The 24,514-nt window shown below is 41.4% G+C and carries 17 protein-coding genes and 1 other annotated feature; of the genes, 8 read left to right on the top strand and 9 right to left on the bottom strand.

The features are described from left to right. Nucleotides 1-51: 51 nt before the first annotated feature. From mtnN to gltB, 4 genes are all read right to left on the bottom strand, one after another. Entirely contained in the window at nt 52-747 is a 696-nt protein-coding gene (gene mtnN, locus ACN0T8_RS08515) for a 5'-methylthioadenosine/S-adenosylhomocysteine nucleosidase (RefSeq protein WP_417880204.1), read from the bottom strand. Between the two features lie 58 nt (nt 748-805). Further along, nucleotides 806-1,243: a DUF1499 domain-containing protein gene (locus tag ACN0T8_RS08510; RefSeq protein WP_417880203.1), complete on the bottom strand. Its 438-nt coding sequence runs from the start codon at nt 1,241-1,243 to the stop codon at nt 806-808. 101 nt (nt 1,244-1,344) lie between these two features. Beyond that, entirely contained in the window at nt 1,345-2,814 is a 1,470-nt protein-coding gene (locus tag ACN0T8_RS08505) for a glutamate synthase subunit beta (RefSeq protein WP_417880202.1), read from the bottom strand. Next, nucleotides 2,807-7,351, bottom strand: coding sequence for a glutamate synthase large subunit (gene gltB / locus ACN0T8_RS08500; protein ID WP_417880201.1), 4,545 nt, complete (start codon nt 7,349-7,351; stop codon nt 2,807-2,809). Before gltB ends, ACN0T8_RS08505 begins: the two co-directional genes overlap by 8 nt. A 603-nt stretch (nt 7,352-7,954) precedes the next feature. Between gltB and arcB the strand changes: the two genes are divergently transcribed. Further along, on the top strand, nt 7,955-10,321 hold the full coding sequence (gene arcB / locus ACN0T8_RS08495) for an aerobic respiration two-component sensor histidine kinase ArcB (RefSeq protein WP_417880200.1): 2,367 nt from the start codon (nt 7,955-7,957) through the stop codon (nt 10,319-10,321). An 88-nt stretch (nt 10,322-10,409) separates the two neighbouring features. Here arcB and arcA read toward each other — a convergent pair whose 3' ends face one another. After that, entirely contained in the window at nt 10,410-11,126 is a 717-nt protein-coding gene (gene arcA, locus ACN0T8_RS08490; protein ID WP_417880199.1) for a two-component system response regulator ArcA, read from the bottom strand. A 590-nt stretch (nt 11,127-11,716) separates the two neighbouring features. Then, nucleotides 11,717-11,843: a sequence feature (Thr leader region), on the top strand. Nucleotides 11,844-11,876: 33 nt separating this feature from the next. On the opposite strand from arcA, the gene thrA reads away from it, so the two are divergent. The 3 genes from thrA to thrC are packed head-to-tail and all read left to right on the top strand — an operon-like array spanning nt 11,877 to nt 16,599. Beyond that, a complete protein-coding gene (gene thrA, locus ACN0T8_RS08485) occupies nt 11,877-14,336 on the top strand; it encodes a bifunctional aspartate kinase/homoserine dehydrogenase I (RefSeq protein WP_417880197.1) in 2,460 nt (819 codons plus the stop codon). A gap of 8 nt (nt 14,337-14,344) precedes the next feature. Further along, on the top strand, nt 14,345-15,313 hold the full coding sequence (thrB, locus tag ACN0T8_RS08480) for a homoserine kinase (protein ID WP_417880283.1): 969 nt from the start codon (nt 14,345-14,347) through the stop codon (nt 15,311-15,313). Next, entirely contained in the window at nt 15,310-16,599 is a 1,290-nt protein-coding gene (gene thrC, locus ACN0T8_RS08475) for a threonine synthase (RefSeq protein ID WP_417880196.1), read from the top strand. The genes thrB and thrC overlap by 4 nt, the downstream gene beginning before the upstream one ends. A 124-nt stretch (nt 16,600-16,723) precedes the next feature. Here thrC and grcA read toward each other — a convergent pair whose 3' ends face one another. Further along, nucleotides 16,724-17,101, bottom strand: coding sequence for an autonomous glycyl radical cofactor GrcA (gene grcA / locus ACN0T8_RS08470; RefSeq protein WP_417880195.1), 378 nt, complete (start codon nt 17,099-17,101; stop codon nt 16,724-16,726). A gap of 332 nt (nt 17,102-17,433) precedes the next feature. Between grcA and ung the strand changes: the two genes are divergently transcribed. Then, nucleotides 17,434-18,132 carry a uracil-DNA glycosylase gene (gene ung / locus ACN0T8_RS08465; protein WP_417880194.1) on the top strand — a complete coding sequence of 233 codons (699 nt, stop codon included), beginning with the start codon at nt 17,434-17,436 and terminating at the stop codon, nt 18,130-18,132. A gap of 128 nt (nt 18,133-18,260) precedes the next feature. Beyond that, a complete protein-coding gene (locus tag ACN0T8_RS08460; protein WP_417880193.1) occupies nt 18,261-18,800 on the top strand; it encodes a hemerythrin domain-containing protein in 540 nt (179 codons plus the stop codon). Between the two features lie 107 nt (nt 18,801-18,907). On the opposite strand, the gene ACN0T8_RS08455 is transcribed toward ACN0T8_RS08460, so the two are convergent. Further along, nucleotides 18,908-19,093 carry a DUF3545 family protein gene (locus ACN0T8_RS08455; RefSeq protein ID WP_417880192.1) on the bottom strand — a complete coding sequence of 62 codons (186 nt, stop codon included), beginning with the start codon at nt 19,091-19,093 and terminating at the stop codon, nt 18,908-18,910. 715 nt (nt 19,094-19,808) lie between these two features. Between ACN0T8_RS08455 and ACN0T8_RS08450 the strand changes: the two genes are divergently transcribed. Both ACN0T8_RS08450 and yaaA read left to right on the top strand, forming a co-directional pair. Then, nucleotides 19,809-21,236, top strand: coding sequence for an alanine/glycine:cation symporter family protein (locus ACN0T8_RS08450; RefSeq protein ID WP_417880191.1), 1,428 nt, complete (start codon nt 19,809-19,811; stop codon nt 21,234-21,236). Nucleotides 21,237-21,333: 97 nt separating this feature from the next. Next, complete coding sequence (gene yaaA / locus ACN0T8_RS08445; protein WP_417880190.1) at nt 21,334-22,107, top strand: peroxide stress protein YaaA; 774 nt, start codon at nt 21,334-21,336, stop codon at nt 22,105-22,107. Between the two features lie 98 nt (nt 22,108-22,205). Here yaaA and srmB read toward each other — a convergent pair whose 3' ends face one another. After that, nucleotides 22,206-23,429: an ATP-dependent RNA helicase SrmB gene (gene srmB, locus ACN0T8_RS08440; RefSeq protein WP_417880189.1), complete on the bottom strand. Its 1,224-nt coding sequence runs from the start codon at nt 23,427-23,429 to the stop codon at nt 22,206-22,208. A gap of 121 nt (nt 23,430-23,550) precedes the next feature. Next, nucleotides 23,551-24,258, bottom strand: a complete 708-nt coding sequence (locus ACN0T8_RS08435; protein WP_417880188.1) for a tRNA1(Val) (adenine(37)-N6)-methyltransferase — start codon at nt 24,256-24,258, stop codon at nt 23,551-23,553. Between the last annotated feature and the right edge of the window lie 256 nt (nt 24,259-24,514).

Genomic DNA, 24,514 nt, shown 5'->3' with positions numbered 1-24,514 from the left:
ATTGATACTCAAGCTATTTGCAGATAAATCACTTGGGTAGCAGCCTGTTACTTATTTCATTTGAGCAAGCATATTGAGCACCATCTCTGATGAACGTTTGGCGGCAAGCGGTAGAAACTCTTCGAAGCTCATTGGCGATTCTTTATCTGCCACATCAGAAATGGCACGCACGACTACGAACGGTGTACGGAACTGATGACAAGTTTGTGCAATGGCTGAGGCTTCCATTTCTACAGCAATCACATTTGGGAAATGCTGACGGATAAACGCTTGTTTTTCTGGCGTACAAACAAAGGCATCACCGGTACAAATTAAACCACGTACCGCATGAGTATCTTTCATACCTTGTAGTGCTTTTTCTACGATCTCAATTAAGGTTGGATCGGCAGTGAAAGCCGCTGGTTGACCAGCCATTTGACCGATTTCATAACCAAATGCCGTGACATCGGCATCGTGGTGACGAACTTCTGTTGAGATCACCACATCACCTAGATTTAAACTTGGATCAAATCCGCCAGCAGAACCGGTGTTAATAATGACGTCAGGTTGAAAGCATTCAATTAATAGAGTGCTACCGATACTGGCCGAGACTTTACCAATACCCGATTGTAGGAGGATTATTGTCACATTATTAATGCTGCCAGTATAAAAAGTGCAACCACCTTTGGTCGTTGTTTCACAGTCAACTAGTGATTCTTTTAGTATCGCAACTTCTTGTTCCATTGCGCCAATAATGCCAACTTTCATAATCTGTTTACTCTATATGGATCAAAGATGGCGGGATTGTAACATAACAGGTTTAATTTTAGGGGCTTGGTTTTAGTAAATTCGCGGCAATTAATTTTTCACGTAATGCTTCTACGCGGCTTTTGTTGACGCCAAAATCAGAGTAACCAACACGAGATTTTGATCGGACTTGAAGCAGTGAACCTTGTTTAACAATATGAAGATCATCAACAAAGCGGAAAATCAGGCTGGTGGACTCTAAATGCAAGCTTTCATCGGTTTTGTTGACCGTTTTGCTTCTCTTTAAGGTCAGTGCCACTTGCTCTATTTCATTGATAGTGGTCGCTTCTGAAATGAGTTCAAATGGGGCAACTTGATAATCACTTCTTAGCTCTTGAGTGGAAACACAGTTAGGTTTCGAGCTGCATAGTAAATCGGGATTATTATCTTTCATAGCATAACTCTGAGTACAACCAGTAAGTAATATAACCATAGCTAAGGTGCTGAGTTTTCGCATCTTTAATTACCTTTTTAATTCTAATACCTTGATCTAATCATTGTCAGGATACGAAAAAGCCCCGAATCAACGGGGCTTTGGGTATCATATTATTGAGTTGCTTACGCAGATTTCATCAAAGAATCGGCTCTTGCTTCTAGGTGTGAGTTACCCATTAGGTAAGCATCCACAGCACGAGCACATTCACGACCTTCATTGATACAGCGAACAACCAGTGATTGACCGGTACGCATGTCACCTGCTGCAAACACACCTTTTTGATTGGTAGCGTAACCTTCGGCTGCGACATTGCCTCGATCATCAAGTTTGATGTCCAATTGGGCAAGTACGCCGCTTGGCTCTGGATGTAAGAAGCCCATAGCTAAGAAAGCTTTGGTACATGGAATGACTCGCTCAGAGCCTTCCACTTCTTTAAATCCTGGGCGTTCACCTGGTTTCGCGTCATCCCATACAATATCTGCAATGCGTAATTCTTTCACATTACCGTTTTCATCGCCGATAAACTCTTTAGTCAAAATATTCCAATGACGTTCACAACCTTCTTCGTGAGAAGTGGTGGTTTTCATGATCATTGGATATTGAGGCCAAGGTTGGTTAGCTGGGCGTTGCTCAGGTGGAATCGGCATGATTTCTACTTGAGTAATGCTTGCTGCACCATGACGGTTAGAAGTACCTACACAGTCAGAGCCAGTATCACCACCACCGATAACCACAACATGATCATCTTTAGCGTGAATTTCTTCACCTTTTAGATCCATGTTGTTAGCGCGACGGTTGTTTTGACCTAGGAATTCCATCGCAAAATGGACGCCTTTTAGCTCGCGGCCCGGAATTGGTAAATCACGAGGAACTGTAGAACCACCAGTAAGCAGTATTACATCAAATTCTTGACGCAATTGCTGAGCATTGATGTTAACGCCAATATGAGCATTAACTTCAAATTTAACGCCAGCTTCTGCCATCAAGTCAATTTTACGGTCAATGACCTCCATGCTGAGTTTAAAGTCAGGGATGCCAAAGCGTAGTAAACCACCGACTTTTTCATCACGCTCAAATACGGTCACTGAGTGGCCCGCGGCATTGAGCTGTTCTGCTGCTGATAAACCAGCAGGGCCAGAACCGACAATCGCAATGGTTTTTCCTGTGCGTTTACGAGGTTTACGTGCTTTAGCAAAGCCTTCTTTATAGGCGCGCTCAGCAATGTTTTTCTCGATATTACAAATCGTAATAGGGTCTTGGTTAATACCCAGTACACAAGCGGTTTCACATGGTGCAGGACACACGCGACCAGTAAATTCTGGGAAGTTATTGGTGCTGTTTAGAATATTCCAAGCCTCTTCCCAGCTATCACGGTATACCGCATCGTTAAATTCAGGAATGATGTTCCCAATTGGGCAGCCGCTATGACAAAACGGCACACCACAATCCATACAGCGAGAAGCTTGAGTATTGATTTTTTCACCAAACTCCTCATCGAGTACGAACTCTTTATTGTCTTGTATACGAACACTTGGATCGACTTTTTTCGGTAGTTCACGTCCGTGCTCTAAAAATCCAGTAGGCTTACCCATTGACGGCCTCCAACTCTTCCTTGTTTGCGGCTTGTTTGCGCTTTTGCAATACAGCTTTGTAATCACGAGGCATAACTTTTGCCAAGCTTGCTAGGTTGTTTTCAAAATCAGCTAAGAAGTTTTGCGCCACTGTACTTCCAGTGTACTCAACATGCTTGGTCAGCATATCTTTAATGAACGCTTTATCTTCAGCTTCAATTGGATCGACATCCACTAACTCTGGGTTGAGCTTCTTATCGAAATCACCATCTTTATCCCACACATAAGCCACACCGCCACTCATACCAGCAGCAAAGTTACGGCCTGTTGAGCCAAGGATAATGGCTGAACCACCAGTCATGTACTCACAACCATGGTCACCAACGCCTTCAACAACTACGTGTGCGCCAGAGTTACGAACGCAGAAACGTTCACCAGCCATACCACGGATAAAGGATTGACCTGACGTTGCACCGTAGAAACATACGTTACCAACTACGATGTTGTCTTCAGCCACCACTGTCGAACGGCGATCAGGGTAGAGTACTAATGTACCGCCTGATAGACCTTTACCCCAGTAGTCATTGGCATCGCCTTCCACTTCAAACTTAACGCCTTTCGCAAGGAAAGCACCGAATGACTGACCAGCAGAACCGGTGAACTTAACGTTCATTGGTTTCGGTAGACCTTGGTCTTTATATACTTTCGAAATTTCATTCGACAGCATAGTACCCGTACTACGGTCGGTATTGATGATAGGGAAGAGTGCTTCTACTGCTTCACCTTTAGTTAAAGCCGGTTGAGCCGCTTCAATTAACTTACGATCCAGTACTGCTTCTAAGCCGTGATTTTGTGGTTTCTGGTTGTAGATACCATCTTCAGCACGAGGCGGTTGAATATGTAGTACAGGGCTAAGATCGAGGTTCTTATATTTCCAGTGTTGGATATCATCACGTACTTTAAGTTTGTGAGATTGACCAACCATTTCATCGATAGTACGGAAACCAAGTTCTGCCATTACTTCACGTAAACCTTCTGCCATGTATTGGAAGAAAGTCACGACATCTTCTACGCGGCCATCAAAGCGCTCACGCAAGGTTTTGTTTTGTGTTGCGATACCAACTGGGCAAGTGTTTTTGTGACACTTACGCATCATGATACAGCCTTCAACCACTAGTGCGGCCGTTGCCACGCCCCATTCTTCTGCGCCAAGTAGTGTAGCGACAGCAAGGTCACGAGGTGTTTTCATCTGACCATCAGACTGAACAACGATACGGTTACGTAGGCCGTTTTTCAGTAGGGTTTGGTGGGTTTCGGCTAGGCCAAGTTCCCACGGTAAACCAGTGTGACGGATTGAAGACATAGGTGATGCACCTGTACCACCATCAAAGCCAGCAATGAGAACGACATCCGCTTTTGCTTTTGCAACGCCTGATGCAATGGTACCTACCCCTGCTTCCGATACGAGTTTGACGTTGACACGACCGCCGCGGTTCGCATTTTTCAGATCGTAGATCAACTGAGCTAAATCTTCGATAGAGTATATATCGTGATGAGGTGGTGGGGAAATTAAGCCAACGCCTGGAGTCGAGTGACGAGTCGCCCCGATCCAATCATCTACTTTATCACCTGGTAGTTGACCACCTTCACCTGGTTTCGCGCCTTGAGCCATCTTGATTTGTAGCTCATCAGCGTTGGTTAGGTAGTAAGACGTTACACCGAAACGACCAGAGGCTACCTGTTTGATTGCTGAACGTTCCCAGTCACCATTAGCCTTTTTCTCAAAGCGAATTGGGTCTTCACCACCTTCACCAGAGTTGGACTTAGCGCCAATACGGTTCATTGCAACCGCGAGGGTTGAGTGAGCTTCGTAAGAAATCGAACCAAAACTCATTGCACCTGTGGCAAAGCGTTTCAGAATATTTTCAATGGGCTCAACTTCCTCAAGTGGGACTGAACCTGCTGGGTTTTTGATGAAATCTAACTGGCTACGTAGTGTTGCTGCGTTATCACCTTGATCATCAACCGTTTTCGCGTATTGCTTAAACTGCGCATAGTCTTTGTTGCGCGTTGATTGTTGCAACAATGAGATGGTTTCAGGGTTGAACAAGTGTTTTTCACCACGTTGTTTCCATTGATAAACTCCACCCACATCCAACATTTGAATTGGAATCTCGCGGGTTGGGTAACCGACACGGTGACGGATCAACACTTCGCGTGCGATATCGTCAATGGTTAAACCTTGAATACGAGAAACGGTACCAGTGAAGTATTTATCAACGACAGATTTACTAATACCAAGCGCTTCAAAGATTTGTGCGCCATGGTACGACTGTAGCGTAGAAATACCCATTTTAGAGAAAATCTTCAACAAGCCAGCATTGATGCCTTTACGATAGTTGTTGAAATAGTCTTCAGTTGGGATTTCCGGATCAAGTTTTTTCTTCTTCTGAAGATCAACAATCGTTTCTGTGACCAAGTATGGGTTAACCGCATTGGCACCGTAACCGACGAGAGTTGCAAAGTGGTGCGTTTCACGAGCGTCACCTGTTTCGATCACGATGTCACACTTCGCCCGTAAGCCTTTACGGATTAAGTGGTGATGTACTGCGCCAACCGCCAACATGGCTGGAATTGCCGCATGGTTCGAGTTGGTTGCACGGTCAGTTAACAGAATAATCGAGTAACCATCTACCACTGCATCTTCTGCATATTGGCAAATACGTTTTAGTGCACGCTCTAATTTACCCGGCTCTTCGGTGGCACGGAAAACGATGTCTAATGTTTTTGCTTGCAAGTGCTCATTATCGATCGCACGTAGTTTTTCAAGTTCTTCATTAGATAAAACAGGGGACTCTAGCTCGACTTTTCGACAGTGTTCAGGCGTTTCAGTTAACAGGTTATGGTCACGACCTAGGTAGGTATTAAGTGACATGACCATACGCTCACGAATCGGATCGATTGGTGGGTTAGTTACCTGAGCAAATAGCTGCTTGAAGTAGTGCGATAAGTGCTGAGATTGGTGTGACAATATTGCTAATGGCCAGTCTGCACCCATTGACATAAGAGGTTCATAACCCGTTTCTGCGAGTACATGAATAATGTCGTTTACTTCTTCGCTAGTAATACCAAACGCCTGTTGATGTTGTAGCAAGCGAGCAGGAGAAGGTTGATGATGCATATTATCGGCATCAGGCAGAGTTTTTAGAGTGAGTAGGTTGTCTTGAACCCATTGCTCATAAGGTTTAGCAGTAGCAATACTATCTTTTACTTCTTCATCAGAAATAATACGACCTTGTTCTAGATCGGCAACAAAGATACGACCAGGTTGCAGGCGACCACGGTACTCAATGTTCTCTGGTGCGATTTCAACCGCCCCAGACTCTGATGCCATTACCAAGAAATCATCTTTGGTTACGGTATAGCGAGAAGGACGTAAACCGTTACGGTCTAAGGTTGCACCTACTTGGACACCATCGGTGAAACAAACAGAAGCCGGGCCATCCCAAGGTTCCATGATGTTGGCATGGTATTGGTAGAACGCACGACGAGCTGGATCCATGTTTTTATTTTCTTGCCAAGCTTCAGGGATCAGCATCATTAACGCGTGTGGCAAGCTACGGCCTGAAAGAACAAGAAGTTCTAGCGCCATATCAAAGTTAGAGGAATCCGAGCTACCTTCTTGGCAGATCGGCAACAACATGTCGATCTCTGCTTTTGAGAATAATTCAGATTCTAAAATGGCTTCACGTGCCTTCATCCAGTTTAAGTTGCCGCGTACGGTGTTAATCTCACCATTGTGTGCAATGTAACGGAATGGTTGTGCAAGACGCCATCTTGGGAAGGTGTTGGTTGAAAAGCGAGAATGCACAAGTGCTAACGCTGTCACCATAGTTGGGTTTTGTAGATCTAAAAAGTATTGAGGAACTTGATCTGTGGTGAGCTGCCCTTTATAAACCAAAGTCTTGTAAGACAATGAGTTGATATAGAAATCATCACCAATGTTAGACACGGACTCAAGACAGACGCGAACTGTGTAGTTGCGTAGCACATAAAGCTTACGTTCAAGCTCTGCTGGATCCACGCTTGGGCCACCAGAAATGAAAACGTGTTCAAATTGAGGTTCGGTGCTGAGTGGATCTTCGCCGATCATCGAATTATCGACTGGTAAAATACGGTATCCTAAAATTTCAAGATCAAGGCGCTTAGCATTGCGTTCTAAAATATCGCGACACTGTTGGCGTTTATGCTCATCTTTAGGGAATAGAACAACACCAACCCCATATTTTTCAAATGATGGGAGTTTGATACCGAGTTTGACGGCTTCTTCTAAAAGAAATTCATGAGGTTTTTGCAGTAAGATACCTGCACCATCACCACTACAAGGGTCACAACCTTGACCACCGCGGTGTTCCATGCGGGCTAGCATATCCAGCGCCTGTGTTACCACAGCGTGAGATTTACGGTTTTTTAAGTGAGCAACAAAACCGATCCCACAGGCATCATGCTCCAGCTCAGGAGTGTACAATCCTTGTGTACTTTGCTCTCTACTTACCATAGATACATCCTTCCAAGTTAAATGGCAGCTTAGCGAATCAGCGTCTATGCTTATCGACACGGCTACTTTGTCCTTTTATGTACTTATAATCTTCCTTACTGACATTGCTCGGTCTAGTAAGTGCGATTCCTTTCAATTATTCGCAGAAAAGTATTTGCGAAAAAAGTTGTTTCTTAGTTCCTTTTGGAAGTGATACAAAACACGAGTGGTTTTTTATTCTTCCATTAAAGGAAATGCTAGCGATTTATTCTTAAATGTTGACGTGACATCTATCACGAAAAACACAGCATCGTGCCTTCATCCTACATTTTTGTACTATGTAATTCCAACGAAAGTTACATAAAAATGACTAATTTTTTTTTCAGGATTTGCATATTAAAAGACTAAAGGACTGACTCGTGTGAGTAATATGCTGTTTTTGTGAATATATATTTACTTTCTCTTTGATCTTACTGAGATGGGAATTGGAGTTATATCCTTTATTGTTATCCGAGCTTCTCAGTTATACTCAATTTTTGCTTAAAAAGGTGTTTTGTATAGACTGAGCTTGTTCTTGCTTAGTTATATCTTGCTCTGCATTCTTTTCAGGAGTTTGAGTTCATCATGAATGTGTTAAAAAACCTTGCCCAGTATTATGTGGATTTATTAGTTAAACTGGGAATGGTTAAATTCTCTATGCTGCTGGCGTTGGCCTTAGTGTGCTTTTCAGTTTTATTACAAGCAGTCGTTAGCTTAGTGTTGACTGGGCGTATAGAAAATATTGTGATTATTCGCTCGGTATTTTTTGGTTTATTAATTACGCCTTGGGCGGTGTATTTCTTAACAGTTGTGGTTGATCAACTTGAAGAGTCTCGACAACGTTTAACTAAAATGGTCGATAAGTTGAAAGATATGCGTCAACGTGATCATCAGTTAAATATAGAGCTGCAAAATAATATACATAAGTTGAATCAAGAAATTAATGAAAGAAAGAAAGCGGAAGAAGCTCGTTTAGAGGTTATGCAAGATCTTGAAAATGAGGTTTACCAACGTGAAAAAGCACAAGTGGAGTTGGCAGAGCGTACCGCTTTATTACGCTCATTTTTAGATGCTTCCCCTGATCTCATTTATTACCGTAACACTGAAGGCCTGTTTTCCGGTTGTAACCGAGCTTTTGAGGAGCTAGTTGGATTAACAGAATCTGAACTGGTTGGGTTATCAATATACGATGTCTATAAAGATAATTCGACCCATCAACAAGTAGAAGATACGGATAAAACGGTTTTTCTAGAGAATCGAGAATTGGCCTACGATCTATGGCTTGAATACCCTGATGGTAAAAAAGCGTACTTTGAATTTCGTAAATTGCCTTTTTATAATAAATCCAACCAATTGCTTGGTTTGGTTGGGTTCGGACGAGACATTACTGAGCGGAAGGCAGACCAAGATGCATTACTTAAAGCCAGCCAAGATAAAACCAAGTTTATATCAACGATTAGCCATGAACTAAGAACGCCGCTAAATGGCATTGTCGGTTTAAGTCGTATATTACTTGATTCAAAGCTCGATCAAGAACAAAGACAATATATGCAGACAATCAATATCAGCGCTATTACCTTAGGGCATATATTTAATGATGTGATTGATCTTGATAAGTTTGATCGTAAAGAATTAGAGCTTCTTCCTACCGCAACAGACTTCCATAGTTTTATTACTGATATTGAAACTATTTCCAGTTTAATGGCTGAACAAAAAGGCCTGATGTTTGAGCTCGATCGTCTAACTGAGCTTCCGCCTGCGATCATGGTAGATGCGACTCGATTGCGCCAAGTGTTGTGGAATTTAGTTAACAATGCGATGAAATTTACCAAGCAGGGTGGCGTGACTATTAATGTCAGTGCCGATGTAGACGGGGATGTTGCCAACATTGAGTTTGAAATCGAAGATACCGGTATCGGTATTCCAGATCATGAAGTCGATAATATCTTTGATATGTACTATCAAGTGAAGTCAGGTAAAGATAATTTACATGCAGTCGGTACCGGAATTGGTTTAGCTGTTTCTCAAGAGTTTGCTCATCGTATGGGAGGTGAAATTAGTGTCTCAAGTGAACTAGGGTTTGGTAGTACTTTTGTGGTGTCGATTTGTGTGCCTATCACGCAATTAGAAGAAGCTATTGGTCATATGGAATCTCAACCTAACCTACGTATTTTTATGGTGGAAGATATTGAGTTAAATATTACGGTGGCTCGCTCTGTATTGGAAAACTTAGGGCATAATCTTGATGTGGCAATGTCAGGAGAAGAGGCGCTTAGATGCTTTAAACCAGAAGATTATGATTTGGTCTTTTTAGATATTCAATTGCCCGATATGACAGGCTTTGATATTGCTCAGCAGCTTCGACAAACGTATTCCCAGCTACCACCATTAGTCGCTTTGACTGCCAATGTTATGACAAACAAACAAGAATACATTGAAAATGGCATGGATGGTGCGATCAGTAAGCCATTATCGATTAAGGATATTAATCAGGTAGTGGGGGATTTTTTTGGAAGTAAATCTTCTGGGGCTAAATCTGTCCCTAAAATAGAAGTAAACTCACCAAATATGGAAAGAGGAAGTCAGCAAGAGAAAACTCAACGATCGGTGATTGACACTGAAATGTTGCTCTCTTATCTTGATATCGTTGGTAAGCAGCCGGTTTTAGATAGCCTATTGATGTTTGAACAAACCATTCCTGATTATATGCAGCAGCTTAATCAGTATTTAAGTGTTGGTGATGATGAGAATTTAGTATCTGAAGCGCACAAAATAAAAGGTGCGGCGGGCTCGGTTGGTTTGCAACGCATTCAGCAACTCGCTCAGCTCGCTCAAACACCTGAAGCAGAAGGATGGCGAGAAAATGTCGCAAGCTGGATAGAGAAAATGAATCAATATTACCAGCAAGATATTAATACCTTGAAGCAATGGATAGGGCAATATACTAAGTAACTTAGATATAGTTATAAAACAAAAGGCCCCGCACTTTCTTTAATAAAGAAGTGCGGGGCCTTTTAGTTGGTGAGTGTTTTAAGCTTGATTATTCGCTTAGTTCACCACAGAAACGATAACCTTCACCGTGAATTGTTGCGATGATTTCAGGAGTATCAGCGATTGATTCAAAGTGTTTACGAATACGACGAATCGTTACGTCAACAGTGCGGTCGTGTGGTTTCAATTCGCGGCCGGTCATCTTCTTCAATAGATCGGCACGAGTTTGAATTTTGCCTGGGTTCTCACAGAAGTGTAATAATGCGCGGAACTCAGAGCGCGGTAGCTTATAGTTTTCGCCCATAGGGTTAATTAATGAGCGGCTATTGATATCTAGCACCCAACCGTTGAATTCATATTTTTCAACCGTACGTTTGTCTTCTTGTGCATCACCACTGTGCATAGAACGTTGCAATAAGTTACGAGCACGAATAGTTAATTCTCGAGGATTAAATGGTTTTGTTATGTAGTCATCAGCTCCGATTTCTAAGCCTAATATTTTATCAACTTCGTTATCGCGACCGGTTAAGAACATAAGCGCAACATTCGCTTGCTCTCTTAGCTCACGAGCCAGAAGTAGGCCATTTTTACCTGGTAAGTTGATATCCATAATCACCAAGTTAATTGAGTTTTCGGATAAAATCTGGTGCATGTTGTCACCATCAATGGCCTCAAAAACAGTATATCCTTCGGCTTCAAAAATAGTCTTCAGAGTATTACGTGTGACCTGTTCATCTTCAACGATAAGAATTTGTGGGGTATGCATAGGAGTACCTAAATCATGACTTTAAATGGTTTATACCCTTCGTACTTGAAGTCGCATCTTTATTGACGGCGTTTATTCACCCCAACCACATGGGCGAGCTATGCTCATGGGGATTCATTAACTTGTCACCTCTATGCAATTCCAATTACCTTGAGTACATTAATTCTAGATAAAAATAACATTTTGCTAGCAACTATATTTACATCATGGGAGTCATTAGCATTAAAACAGTTTACAAACACAGCTTTAATATAGATAAAACAGAAATAGTAGCTGAATTGTTGATTATGGGTTTGAGTCTACAGTCTTAACAGCTTGCTAACAATAAGTGAATATAGCCTAATTCTCGGTTTGTTGATTTGCATCAATCAGTTTGAAAGAAGAATGTTAAATCTCAGTGACCGTTATTCTATTTATGATTATTTTATTTAGAGATAGATAGGGAGCTGGAATTGATGAGAGATGACTATTTTGTGTCTTTAGTCTGTATTTTTGAGCAAAATGAGAATAAAGGTAACTTTTCATTGACTCTTGGTCTTTAAATCGGTAAATGTAGAGATAGTTGATAACAAATAAGACATAGACTATGACGTTTTTAACCAGCACCACCATTATTATGACCTCAATTATGACCGACACCATTAATGTTGGGGCAGGCTGGTAAGCGAAAGTTTTCAAAAAAAGGCCTGTATCCCACCAGATACAGGCCTTTTTTTATGCAAATTTAGAAGTGAAATTTTGGAGGAAGGGATGCGAGTACTAAAATTTGGAGGGTCTTCACTGGCCGATGCTGACCGATTTTTAAGGGCAGCAGATATTATTATTAACAATGCTCAACAAGAAGATTTGGCCGTAGTGCTATCTGCTCCGGGTAAAACGACCAATAAACTGGTTGCTGTGATTGAAAATACGCTAAAGAATGGTGAAGCAGAGTTATTAATTAATGACTTAGAACAATCATTTTATATTCTTTTCGAGCAAATCAAACAACAAGTCGAAGGATTGGAATACTTAGCGTTTGATACTCAAGTTAAGACCTCAATGAAGCAACTTCGTCAATATGTGCATGGTATGACGCTATTGGGAATGTGCCCCGATCATGTCAATGCGCGCATCATCAGTAAAGGTGAGCGTATTTCGATTCAATTAATGAAAGCGGTTATCGAGGCGAAAGGTAAACTAGCGAGCTTAATTGATCCGGTTGAATATCTATTTGCTAAAGGCGATCATTTAGAAGCTATGGTTGATGTCGATATCTCGACAGGAAATTTCCAGCGTAAACCTCTACCAGCAGGTCATATAAATATCATGCCTGGCTTTACTGCCGGTAATGCTAAGGGAGAGTTGGTTACTTTGGGCCGTAATGGCTCTGACTACTCTGCAGCGGTCTTGGCAGCGTGTTTACGTGCCGATTGTTGTGAAATCTGGACGGATGTAGACGGTGTTTATAACTGTGACCCTAGATTAGTTGAAGATGCACGATTACTGAAATCGCTAAGCTATCAAGAGGCGATGGAGCTATCTTATTTTGGTGCTTCAGTACTTCACCCTAAAACCATCGCTCCTATTGCTCAATTTCAAATCCCTTGCTTAATCAAAAATAGCTTTAATCCTCAAGGCGCTGGTACCTTAATTGGTCAAGATACTGGTGAAGATAATCTTGCGATCAAAGGAATTACCACCTTAAGCCAATTGACAATGGTCAATGTTTCAGGTCCAGGTATGAAAGGCATGGTTGGCATGGCGAGTCGCGTATTTGGTGCAATGTCGACATCGGGTGTTTCTATTGTCCTGATTACTCAATCATCATCGGAATACAGCATTAGTTTTTGTATTGAAGGGCAAGATAAAGAGAAAGCCGAGCAAGCCTTGCAAGAGGGTTTCGAGCTTGAGTTAAAAGATGGCCTACTTGACCCGATTGAATTTACCGATAATGTTGCGATTGTAACCTTAGTCGGTGACAAGATGCGTACTGCCCGTGGTGTGGCTTCTCAATTTTTTGCTTCACTTGCTGAGGTGAATGTGAATGTCGTCGCCATTGCTCAAGGCTCTTCAGAGCGTGCGATTTCTGCTGTTATTCCAGAAGATAAAATTTCAGTCGCCATTAAAGCTTGTCATGAGAATCTATTTAATTCTAAGCACTTCTTAGATGTATTCGTGGTTGGTATTGGTGGTGTTGGTGGGGAGCTGGTGGATCAATTCCAGCGTCAACAAGCCAAATTGGCAGAAAAAGGCATTGTAATTCGAGTGTGTGGTTTGGCTAACTCGAAAGGACTACTACTTGATAGTGATGGTTTGCCGCTAGAAAATTGGCGTGACCGTATGGCGCATGCCAGTGAGGAGTTCAGCCTAGCGCGTATGATCGCTTTGGTACAACGTAATCACATCATTAACCCAGTACTCGTTGATTGTACTTCGAGTGAATCTATCGCCAATCAATATACCGACTTCTTAGCCGCAGGCTTCCATGTGGTGACACCAAATAAGAAAGCCAATACTGCGAGTATGAGTTACTACCACCAACTACGAGAAACCGCGAGAAGCACTCGTCGTAAATTGATGTATGAAACAACTGTAGGAGCGGGTTTACCGGTTATTGAAAACCTACAAAACTTGATCTCAGCGGGTGATGAATTAGAAAAATTTAATGGTATTTTATCCGGTTCGCTATCTTACATTTTTGGCAAGCTAGATGAAGGTATGACGTTAAGTCAAGCAACCAATATCGCCAATGAAAATGGCTTTACTGAGCCGGATCCTCGTGATGATCTCTCTGGTATGGATGTGGCGCGTAAATTGCTAATCCTTGCTCGTGAAGCGGGTATAGAACTTGAACTCGATGATGTGATTGTTGAACAAGCCTTACCACCGGGCTTTGATGATTCAGGTAGTGTTGCTGAGTTTATGGAGCGTTTACCACAAGCAGATGCTTATTTTGCAGACCTTTCAGCAAAAGCCGCTCAAGAGGGCAAAGTATTGCGTTATGTTGGCACGATTGAAGACGGTCAATGTAAAGTGAAAATAATTGCGGTGGATGAAAATGACCCTATGTACAAAATTAAAGATGGCGAGAATGCACTAGCCTTTTATAGTCGTTATTATCAACCAATTCCATTGGTGTTACGTGGTTATGGCGCAGGTACTCAAGTGACCGCAGCAGGCGTATTCTCTGATGTGATGCGTACTTTAGGTTGGAAATTAGGAGTTTAATTATGTCAATGTCTCAACCTCAAAGTGTCGCAGTGTATGCTCCGGCCTCAATTGGTAATGTCAGTGTTGGATTTGATGTTCTTGGCGCTGCTGTATCACCGATTGACGGTACTTTGCTTGGTGACCGAGTTTTAGTTAAACCATCGGATGCATCATTTGATTTGAAAACTGCAGGAAGCTTTGTCGCGAAGCTTCCAATCGATCCGAAAGAGAATATTGTCTACCATTGCTGGCAAGTCTTTTCCCGTGAATTGGAAAAGAAAAATATTCCTTTATTGCCACTGGAAATGACACTAGAAAAAAATATGCCGATTGGCTCAGGTTTAGGCTCTAGTGCTTGCTCCATTGTTGCGGCCTTAGATGCGTTAAACCGTTTTCATCAGCAACCATTAAATGAAATGGAATTACTGGCGTTAATGGGTGAAATGGAAGGGCAAATTTCTGGTGGAATTCACTACGATAATGTTGCGCCTTGTTACTTAGGTGGCTTGCAACTGATGCTGGAAGAGCTTGGTATTATCAGCCAAGAAGTCCCTTGTTTTGATGATTGGTATTGGGTAATGGCTTATCCGGGCATTAAAGTGTCGACAGCAGAGGCACGCTCGATTTTACCTTCTCAATATCGTCGCCAAGATATTATTGCCCATGGTCGTCATCTTGGTGGCTTTATTCATGCGTGTCATTCAGGGCAACCAGAGCTCGCAGCTAAAGTGATTAAAGATGTGATAGCAGAACCCTATCGAGCTAAGTTGTTGCCAGGTTTTGAGGATGCTCGTCAATACGCGATGTCGGCAGGCGCATTAGCCTGCGGTATTTCTGGTTCTGGTCCAACACTATTTACTATTTGTAGTAAGAAAGATGTGGCAGAACGAGTTGCACATTGGTTAAATGAAAATTACATACAAAATGATGAAGGTTTCGTGCATATTTGTCGTTTAGACAAGGAAGGTTCGAGAGTAACAGGAAGTGAACTATGAAGTTGTACAATATAAAAGAAAATGATGAGCAGGTCTCTTTTGGCCAAGCTGTACGTCAAGGCCTAGGTCGTAATCAAGGGTTATTTTTTCCATCAGAATTACCTAAGTTTGATGATATTGAATCATTATTAGCGGAAGATTTTGTTAGTCGTAGTAGTAAAATTTTATCGGCATTAATTGGTGATGAGTTAACTGCTGAACAAGTAAATCAACTGGTCTCGGCGGCTTTTCAATTTCCAGCACCGATTAAATCAGTCAAAGATGGCGTTTACGCCCTAGAGCTTTTCCACGGTCCAACATTGGCTTTTAAAGATTTCGGTGGCCGTTTTATGGCGCAATCTTTGGCGGCTGTCACTGCTGATAAAGGCCAGAAGATTACCATATTAACAGCGACTTCTGGTGATACTGGTGCGGCGGTTGCCCATGCTTTCTATGGAATGGAAAACATTAATGTGGTGATCTTGTATCCAAAAGGAAAGATCAGCCCATTACAAGAAAAACTATTTTGTACTCTAGGTGGTAACATTCACACAGTGGCGATTGATGGTGATTTTGATGCATGCCAATCATTAGTAAAGCAAGCTTTTGATGATCAAGCGTTACGTGAAGAGATTGGCCTTAACTCTGCCAACTCAATCAACATTAGCCGTTTAATGGCGCAAATATGCTACTACTTTGAAGCTGCCGCTCAAATGACAAAAGCTGAGCGTGATAATTTAGTTATCTCAGTGCCTAGTGGTAACTTTGGTAACTTAACTGCTGGCTTACTGGCTAAAGCGTTGGGACTACCGATTAAGCGCTTTATTGCCGCAACCAATGCCAATGATACAGTGCCTCGTTACCTTGAAACCGGTAAGTGGGATCCAAAACCAACTGTTGCGACAACTTCTAACGCGATGGATGTTAGCCAACCAAATAACTGGCCGCGCATTGAAGAACTATGTCGCATTAAAGGTTGGGGCTTAGATACTCTAGGTAAAGGTATGGTAACTGACACACAAAGTGCTGAATCCGTGGTTGAGTTGAATAACCTTGGTTACTTATGTGAGCCGCATGGTGCGATTGCATACCGAGTGCTAACTCAACAGATTCAAGAAGGTGAAACCGGTTTATTCTTATGTACCGCGCACCCAGCTAAATTTAAAGAAGTGGTGGATGAAATACTGGATACAGATATCGATGTTCCAGGGCCATTAGCAAAACACGGTGCGATGGCATTGCTTTCTGAAGATCTTGCGGCAGATTTTGATTTGCTGAAAGAAGTGTTGAGAAGAGGGCAAGGTTAACCGTAGCTCGAAAGCTCGTTACTAGTCACTCGAAAAAGAAAAGCTCAAAAGAGGTTAAATTCTTTTGAGCTTTTTTATTTATATGAATTCCGAGCTACGAGAAACGTAAACCCGAAAATCGTTATTACATAGACTCTGTAAACGTACGAGCGATAACGTCGCGTTGTTGCTCAGCCGTTAGAGAATTAAAACGTACTGCATAACCAGAAACACGAATAGTTAGTTGTGGGTAATTTTCTGGGTGTGCAACTGCATCTTCTAGTGTTTCTCGAGAAAGAACGTTTACGTTTAGGTGTTGACCACCTTCGATGCGTGGTGCAGTTTCAATTTTTACTTCACGGTATTCGATGTTGCCTAGAGAATCAGCAGCAACGACTTGATCTGCTTCAAAGCCAGCTTCAGCGGCAACACAACGTGCTTCATTTTTGTCGCTATCTAGTAACCAGATAGAGTTTAATAAATCGTCGTTTGCTGCTTTAGTAATTTGGATACCTTGGATCATGCCCATCTCCTTTGTCACCTAAGTGGAATTAAATATGATGTTATTTTCGAACTAAATGATGATGTCATTATATACCCAATAACCACAAAATTAATATTGATTTAAATCAATAAACCACCAAAGTCAGATTTCATTATTGGTGTGTTTTTTTGCTGTAAATCAAGAAAACCAAAAGAAATAAGGGTTTGTAAGATTATTTTAAACTGTAAAAAATAATTGAAGTGCAAGTGTGTGGTTAATTTACTACGAAAATAACCGCATCCTTGTGGTTCGTCTTGCGCTCTCCTCGCGATACAATGACAAAATTAACTGAAAGTAAGGATAGGGATTAAATGATGTCAACGTGGGATGATGTGATCGAAAATGAAAAACAACAAAGCTATTTTAAACTGCTTGAAAGCTTTGTTGCGAGTGAGCGAGCTCAAGGTAAAAATATATACCCTGAAGAGAGTTTAGTTTTTTCAGCATTTAACCATACTCCATTTGATCAAGTAAAAGTGGTGATACTAGGACAAGATCCTTATCACGGGCCTAATCAAGCGCACGGTTTGGCTTTCTCGGTACAAGTTGGGGTTAAAACGCCGCCTTCTTTAGTTAATATGTATAAAGAACTGGCACAAGATATAGAAGGCTTTACTATTCCAGGGCACGGCAATCTAGTGTCTTGGGCCAAACAAGGTGTGTTGCTATTGAATACGGTATTGACGGTGGAACAAGGTAAGGCGCATTCGCATTCTAAGTCTGGTTGGGAACAGTTCACAGACCAAGTGATTGTAGAATTAAATCAAAATCATAGTGGATTGGTTTTTTTATTATGGGGAGCTCACGCGCAGAAAAAAGGCGCATCCATTGATACTTCTAAGCATCACATTTTGACCGCTCCTCACCCGTCTCCTCTTTCAGCTTATCGTGGTTTTTTTGGTTGTCAGCATTTTTCTCAAGCCAATACGCTTTTATTACAGCAAGGTAAGTCGCCAATAAACTGGGCTTCGGTAAGTTTACAACAAAATGAACAATTTGAATTGATTTGAGCTTATTCTGGGTTTGGCTCACAGAAAATGAACATGAGCTATACTGATTGAACAATATTTGACCATGGACAATAGCGAAGGAAAAGTATCACCTATAGTGGTGGTAGTTGACGGAGTAGGAGGGAGCCATGCTAAGAAATATTATAAGTCGTGAGCACAACTATATGGTGCGATTGCTGGTTATTTTGGACCAGAAACTTAATTTATTAAAACAAGAGAAACCAATTAATTACCTGATTATTAATGATATTATTTCTTATCTTCAACAGCATTCGGAAATGAGACACCATCCAAAGGAAGATCTTATCTATCATTATTTCTTAGAGCATTATGGTGATAATCATAATATTGCCAATTTGCTGGAAGATCATAAAAACTTATCGGAAACGACCAAGGGGTTTTCTGATTTACTGGAAATGGTGTTGCAAGATGCGGTGGTCCCTAATGATGTATTTAGTGAGCATTTAGAGAATTTTATCTATCAACAAAAAAAGCATTTAGATTTTGAAGAGCGTGAAATTTTACCTACCTTAAAGAAGCAGTTTACTGAGCAGGATTGGTTAGCGGTTGAAAAATTGTGGGGTAGTGAAGATAGAGATCCACTCTTTGGACAAAGTATTGATAAAGAATACCAACGCCTGTCTGAATACATGAAGTCTGATATCTAAGTCTAGATTGATGAAAAATAAAGCAGACACATTTCAAGCGTGTCTGCTTTATATTATGTAATTCTGAAAATGATGACATTTTAGTTTAAAAGTTAAAAATCCAAAGTTTAAATATCAAGGTCTTCTAAATTGTACTCGCCAAAGTAATCCAGCTCTTTCAATTCCTTCTGTAGTTGGCGTCTATCTTGAATCGCTTCAATTTCGCGCCACTTTCTCTTTGTCGGCTTAGTCTTGTGAGCACGATAAGGGTTTGGTTCCATTGCCATGATGTCTTCTAATTGGAAGCTGTCCATCTGTAATCCCTCTTTGTTGATACTGAATCCTATTCAGAACTTTATTGATATCACACTTTTTAAGAGGTTAACCTTGATGTATTTCTCATTTGTTTCTAAAAGATGAAATTTTTGTGTCATTCTGCTGCTTGATTCATGATTTAATTTTGAGCAAAAAAACGCCTTTTAATAAATAATTTTTGTAGGAAAACATGGAGAGTTGAGTAGCGATAGGTTGCAAGTGTGTTAATGATGTTAATGGTATATTTACTTGACTTGCGAGTTAGATATTTAAATTGAATTACCAAATAATAATCGATCAGGTGTTCGAGTAGAGACCTTGATAACTCTTGGGTTCACACTATTTACCTATTTTTAACAAATGTACGAAATTGGATTTTTATTTCTTAAATTACATAGTCAAAAGTTTGTCTTTCATGTGAAAAAACAGCTTAATTATACCAAAAAATTACTATCTACTAGTGTAATAATGCATAACTATGAATAAAATTTGATATTGATTTTTGACGCGTAGCCCTGCATTATCCTGCCGGTCATTATCAGTTTTGTCCTTACTTTAGGTGTTAAAATTGCATTTTGATGTGCCTTTTTCTTTAAACATAATAAAAGTAATGAATATATAAAGAGATAAGGTAAACACTCAAATGACTTGAGTGTTGAGGGAGCTCACTCTCATGGTGAGGGTAAATTAATTATTAATTTAGGTGAGGTTTGCGTGACGGATCTAATAGCTTTATTAAATGATCTTCTTTGGGGATCTATTCTGGTTTACTTATTGGTTGGGGTTGGTGTGTATTTCACAGTACGTCTTGGCCTTATTCAATTTCGCCACTTTACGCACATGTTTTCAGTGTTAAAAAACAGTCGTAAAGCAGATGCATCTGGTATTTCATCTTTCCAAGCGTTTTGTACCAGTTTAGCTGCGCGTGTTGGTACTGGTAACATGGCAGGTGTTGCAGTTGCTTTAACCGTTGGTGGCCCAGGAGCAATTTTCTGGATGTGGCTCATCGCTATGGTTGGTATGGCAACCGCATTTGCAGAAAGTACTTTAGCCCAGTTATACAAAACCAAAGGTTCTGACGGTACTTATATTGGCGGTCCGGCTTATTACATGGAGAAAGGTCTAGGCATGCGCTGGATGGGCATCCTTTTTTCAATCTTCCTGATCATTGCTTTTGGCTTGGTATTTAACGCGGTTCAATCAAACTCTATTGCGGATGCGATGCATACCGCTTTTGCTTGGAATAAAGCAATGGTCGGTGGTGTATTGGTTGTGCTTTCAGGTTTCGTTATCTTCGGTGGTATCCGTAAGATCGCTCGTACTGCGGAAATTCTTGTGCCAATTATGGCAATTTTCTATCTAGTGTTAGCAGTGATTGTTATCTTGATGAATCTAGATAAAGTACCCGGTGCTTTAGCGCTTATTTTTAAGAGTGCTTTCGGTTTGCAAGAAGCCGCAGCTGGTGGTGTAGGTTACGCTATTATGAATGCGATTAAGACGGGTGTTGCTCGCGGTTTGTTCTCGAACGAAGCCGGTATGGGCTCAGCACCAAATGCGGCAGCGGCAGCAACGCCATATCCACCACACCCAGCATCACAAGGTTATGTACAAATGCTAGGTGTGTTTGTTGATACGATTGTTATCTGTACAGCAACAGTATCAATTATTTTGTTATCTGGTGAATATGTGCCACACGGTGAAGTTACAGGTATCATCTTGACGCAAAATGCATTGAGCTCTCAAGTTGGTGCGTGGGGTAAAACCTTCGTTGCTATCGCGATCTTCTTCTTTGCATTCACATCAATCATTGCTAACTACTCTTACGCAGAAAGCAATATTGTGTTTATCTTTAAGAAATCTCGTCATGCTAAAAACATCTTCCGTGTCATTGTACTTGGTATGGTGATGTTTGGTTCATTAGCGACACTACCAACGGTATGGTCTCTTGCTGATGCTTCAATGGGCTTGATGGCGATTGTTAACTTAGTGGCTATCTTATTGTTGTCTGGTATCGTTATTAAACTAGCCAAAGACTACAACAAGCAATTAGATGAAGGTAAGTTACCGACATTTGATGCGAAAGATTTCCCTGAACTGCATTCTCAAATTGAAGAAGGTGTATGGGGTAAAGAGTTGAAGTAATAACTTTGACCTATACCACTAATAGTAAAAGCCATGCAGCGATGCGTGGCTTTTTTGTTATAATGATCAACATTATTTCAGAACACATGGATTGAATATGCTGATATTGGTTTCTCCTGCAAAAACACTTGATTATGAATCTTTACTTCCTACTCAAAAGCACACTCAACCTGATTTAACCGAGCACTCTGCTGAGTTAATTGAAGTCTGCCGTCAGCTTACGCCTGCAGGTGTGTCCAGCTTAATGAAAGTCAGTGATAAGATTGCTGGGCTTAATGTGGCTCGTTTTGCTCAATGGAGCCCTGAGTTTAGTTTTGAAAATGCACGTCAGGCGCTGTTTGCTTTTAAAGGCGACGTCTACACCGGACTAGATGCGAATAGTTTGTCAGAAGCGGATATCGACTATGCTCAGTCTCATTTAAGAATGCTGTCGGGCTTGTATGGTTTATTGAAGCCACTTGATTTAATGCAGCCATATCGCCTAGAAATGGGCACAAAGCTTGCGAATCCACGTGGTAGTAACCTGTATCAGTTCTGGGGCGATATCATTACCGATAAAGTCAATGATGCGTTACAAGCACAAGGTGATGAATGGTTAATTAACCTAGCGTCGAATGAGTACTTTAAAGCGGTGAAACCTAAAGGTGTAAAAGGTAAAATTATTACCCCTGTATTTAAAGACTGCAAAAATGGCACTTACAAGGTGATCAGTTTCTACGCGAAAAAAGCCCGCGGTATGATGGCGCGTTACATCATTGAAAATAAAGTAGAAGATCTGGATACGTTGAAAGCATTCGATACGGCTGGCTATTACTTTGTGGCGGCAGAGTCTACGGAAACCGAATTGGTGTTTAAGCGAGCAGAGCAGTAATCTGCATTTCTTGTTGCCTGAAAGCGTAAACTTGAAAACGTAAAAAAGGAGCGAATAGTCGCTCCTTTATTGTTTGGAAATGGTTTAGCAAGAATGTCTTACTTTTTCTTCTTTTTCACTGCTGTTTTCTTCTTCGCAGCAGGCGTTTTCTTTTTCTTCTTCTTAAAGGTTGCCTTTTTGCTTTGTGGGCGAAGGTCTTTAATGTAACGCTCTTTAATTTCATCTTGAGTGTAGCGCATTACACGATCAATCATCGGTTGGTCATGGGCTTCAATTAAAGAAATCGCATTGCCTTTTTTACCGGCGCGGGCAGTTCGCCCAATACGGTGTAGGTAAACATCAGCAGTTCGTGGCATATCGTAGTTAATGACATGGCTCACATCCGGTAAATCGATACCTCGCGCTGCTACATCGGTAGCAATTAATACATTCACTTCACCATCGCGGAAACGTTGAATAGCATTGTTACGGCGATCTTGAGGCATTTCGCCTTGGATCCATGAGCAAACGATTTGTGCGCTTTCTAGCTGTCCACGAAGCTCTGCGAGACGCTCACGGGTTTTGACAAAGATAATACTGCGCTCTGCTTGTTCAGTAAGAATATTTTTTAGCAGCGCTAATTTATGTTCAGCGTGATCGGCACGGTGATACCATTGGGTGATTTTTTTGCGTTCACGTCGAGAAGGATCTGCTTCCACTTTAATTGGGTTCTTTAGTAGATCTTCCGTAAAACCTTCAACACCGCGGCCTTCTAAGGTTGCAGAGAAAAGTAGCGTTTGTTTACGCCAGCGACATTCTGCCGATAGACGGTCAACGACTGGACCAAAGCCCATATCTAGCATGCGATCCGCTTCATCTAAGATCAGCCATTCAATCGCACGGCAATCAAAACGTTCAGCTTCGATGTATTCCATTAAACGGCCAGGCGTTGCAACCACGATATCTTGAGTGGTACCTAAAATATCCGCGTGTTCTTGATACATCACGCCACCGGTAATAGTGAAGATGTTTAAGTTGGTATTTTTTGCCAGTGCGCGAGTTTGGTCAGCCACTTGCATCGCCAGTTCACGAGTTGGCGTTAAGATTAATACGCGAGCCGGACCGGCTTTCTTGCGCGGGAAATCTTGTAAAAACTGTAGAGCAGGAAGTGCAAATGCAGCCGTTTTCCCTGTACCAGTAGGAGCTGACGCTAAGACATCCTTGCCATCAAGCGCTTGTGGAATGGCATCCGCCTGAATTTGAGTCGGGCGCTCAAAGCCCATTTCTTCAATGGCTTCAATAAGGTTTTGGTCTAAATCGAGTTCAGCAAAAGTTCTGATCACGTCATTTCTCCAACAAGCCATTTGGCTTTAGGTTCAGGGTTTATTAACGGTCGCGCATTATATACCCAAGTAACGGCAAGATGCGAGTTTCAGTGAGAGATCTCTTATTTTATTACCATCACTACATCTTGAGATAAAAATCGCGAGTCAGTTGAATAAATGGTTCGCTATAACCGTTAGCTTGGTGAATCGTTAATTGGCTATTCTGACATTCGGTTTGAACGCGAGTTAAGGTGAATAATAGTCGATAGCCGGGTTTATGCTCAGTGGTATTGACTTGGCAGAGTCGCTCTACAAACCAGCCTTGCTCTAAGGCTAGTTGAATAAACGCTTCGCCTTCTGTTTTCGGTAAAATAAAACTCGCACTGCCGGCTGGTTTTAATAATTTAGCACAAGCGTTAAGCAACTCACTGTGTGGCAAAGTCTGTGTGTGACGTGCGATTGCTCTGGCTTGCCAATCGGAAGTAGCACCCGAATTGAAGTAGGGTGGGTTACAAATAATATGATCAAATTTCAGGTTTGATTCTAATTGCTGAGCCGCGCTCTTGATAACTCGAATTCTTTTGTTCCAAGGGCTGTTATCGATATTATATTGCGCCGATTTAATTGCATCCTCATCAATATCAATCGCGGTAATCTGACTTTGTTGGTTTCGTTGGGCGCACATTAACGCTAGTAATCCAGTACCGGTTCCAATATCAAGTATTGAACTGTGGTTGGATATTTTAGCCCAGGCACCGAGTAATATCCCATCAGTACTGACTGCCATGCCGGAATGACCACCGTAAATTGAGAACTGCTTAAAATGAAAGTCTTTAGTTTTATTCATAATATCAATAGCTTTGGTGTAAGTGACTAATTATTGGTCTTAATATGGTTTTTTATGCTTATTTGTAATTCTGTTGTTTTTATTTTGTTAAGTTATTAATTCTTTGTTTGATGGTCATCAGTAGAGATAAACACTGCTTTTGTGTTTTAATTTTGTTATTTTATGGTGTTTTATTGCTGTTTGCTTGCGCGTTGGCTCTAATTTGTTCATTATCTTGCTCCTTATATTCAGGTAGAGTTTTATACCCAACTCGCCT

The sequence above is a fragment of the Vibrio sp. genome, from assembly GCF_048266485.1.
In the GTDB taxonomy this organism is placed as follows: domain Bacteria; phylum Pseudomonadota; class Gammaproteobacteria; order Enterobacterales; family Vibrionaceae; genus Vibrio.
Note: the sequence above shows the minus strand (reverse complement) of the source record. Positions and strands in the feature narration are given on the sequence as shown.

Bases quoted from the DNA above. Each gene is read 5' to 3' on its own strand.
- mtnN (WP_417880204.1), bottom strand. From the start codon at position 747: ATGAAAGTTGGCATTATTGGCGCAATGGAACAAGAAGTTGCGATACTA.
- ACN0T8_RS08510 (WP_417880203.1), bottom strand. From the start codon at position 1,243: ATGCGAAAACTCAGCACCTTAGCTATGGTTATATTACTTACTGGTTGT.
- ACN0T8_RS08505 (WP_417880202.1), bottom strand. From the start codon at position 2,814: ATGGGTAAGCCTACTGGATTTTTAGAGCACGGACGTGAACTACCGAAA.
- gltB (WP_417880201.1), bottom strand. From the start codon at position 7,351: ATGGTAAGTAGAGAGCAAAGTACACAAGGATTGTACACTCCTGAGCTG.
- arcB (WP_417880200.1), top strand. From the start codon at position 7,955: ATGAATGTGTTAAAAAACCTTGCCCAGTATTATGTGGATTTATTAGTT.
- arcA (WP_417880199.1), bottom strand. From the start codon at position 11,126: ATGCATACCCCACAAATTCTTATCGTTGAAGATGAACAGGTCACACGT.
- thrA (WP_417880197.1), top strand. From the start codon at position 11,877: ATGCGAGTACTAAAATTTGGAGGGTCTTCACTGGCCGATGCTGACCGA.
- thrB (WP_417880283.1), top strand. From the start codon at position 14,345: ATGTCTCAACCTCAAAGTGTCGCAGTGTATGCTCCGGCCTCAATTGGT.
- thrC (WP_417880196.1), top strand. From the start codon at position 15,310: ATGAAGTTGTACAATATAAAAGAAAATGATGAGCAGGTCTCTTTTGGC.
- grcA (WP_417880195.1), bottom strand. From the start codon at position 17,101: ATGATCCAAGGTATCCAAATTACTAAAGCAGCAAACGACGATTTATTA.
- ung (WP_417880194.1), top strand. From the start codon at position 17,434: ATGATGTCAACGTGGGATGATGTGATCGAAAATGAAAAACAACAAAGC.
- ACN0T8_RS08460 (WP_417880193.1), top strand. From the start codon at position 18,261: ATGCTAAGAAATATTATAAGTCGTGAGCACAACTATATGGTGCGATTG.
- ACN0T8_RS08455 (WP_417880192.1), bottom strand. From the start codon at position 19,093: ATGGACAGCTTCCAATTAGAAGACATCATGGCAATGGAACCAAACCCT.
- yaaA (WP_417880190.1), top strand. From the start codon at position 21,334: ATGCTGATATTGGTTTCTCCTGCAAAAACACTTGATTATGAATCTTTA.
- ACN0T8_RS08435 (WP_417880188.1), bottom strand. From the start codon at position 24,258: ATGAATAAAACTAAAGACTTTCATTTTAAGCAGTTCTCAATTTACGGT.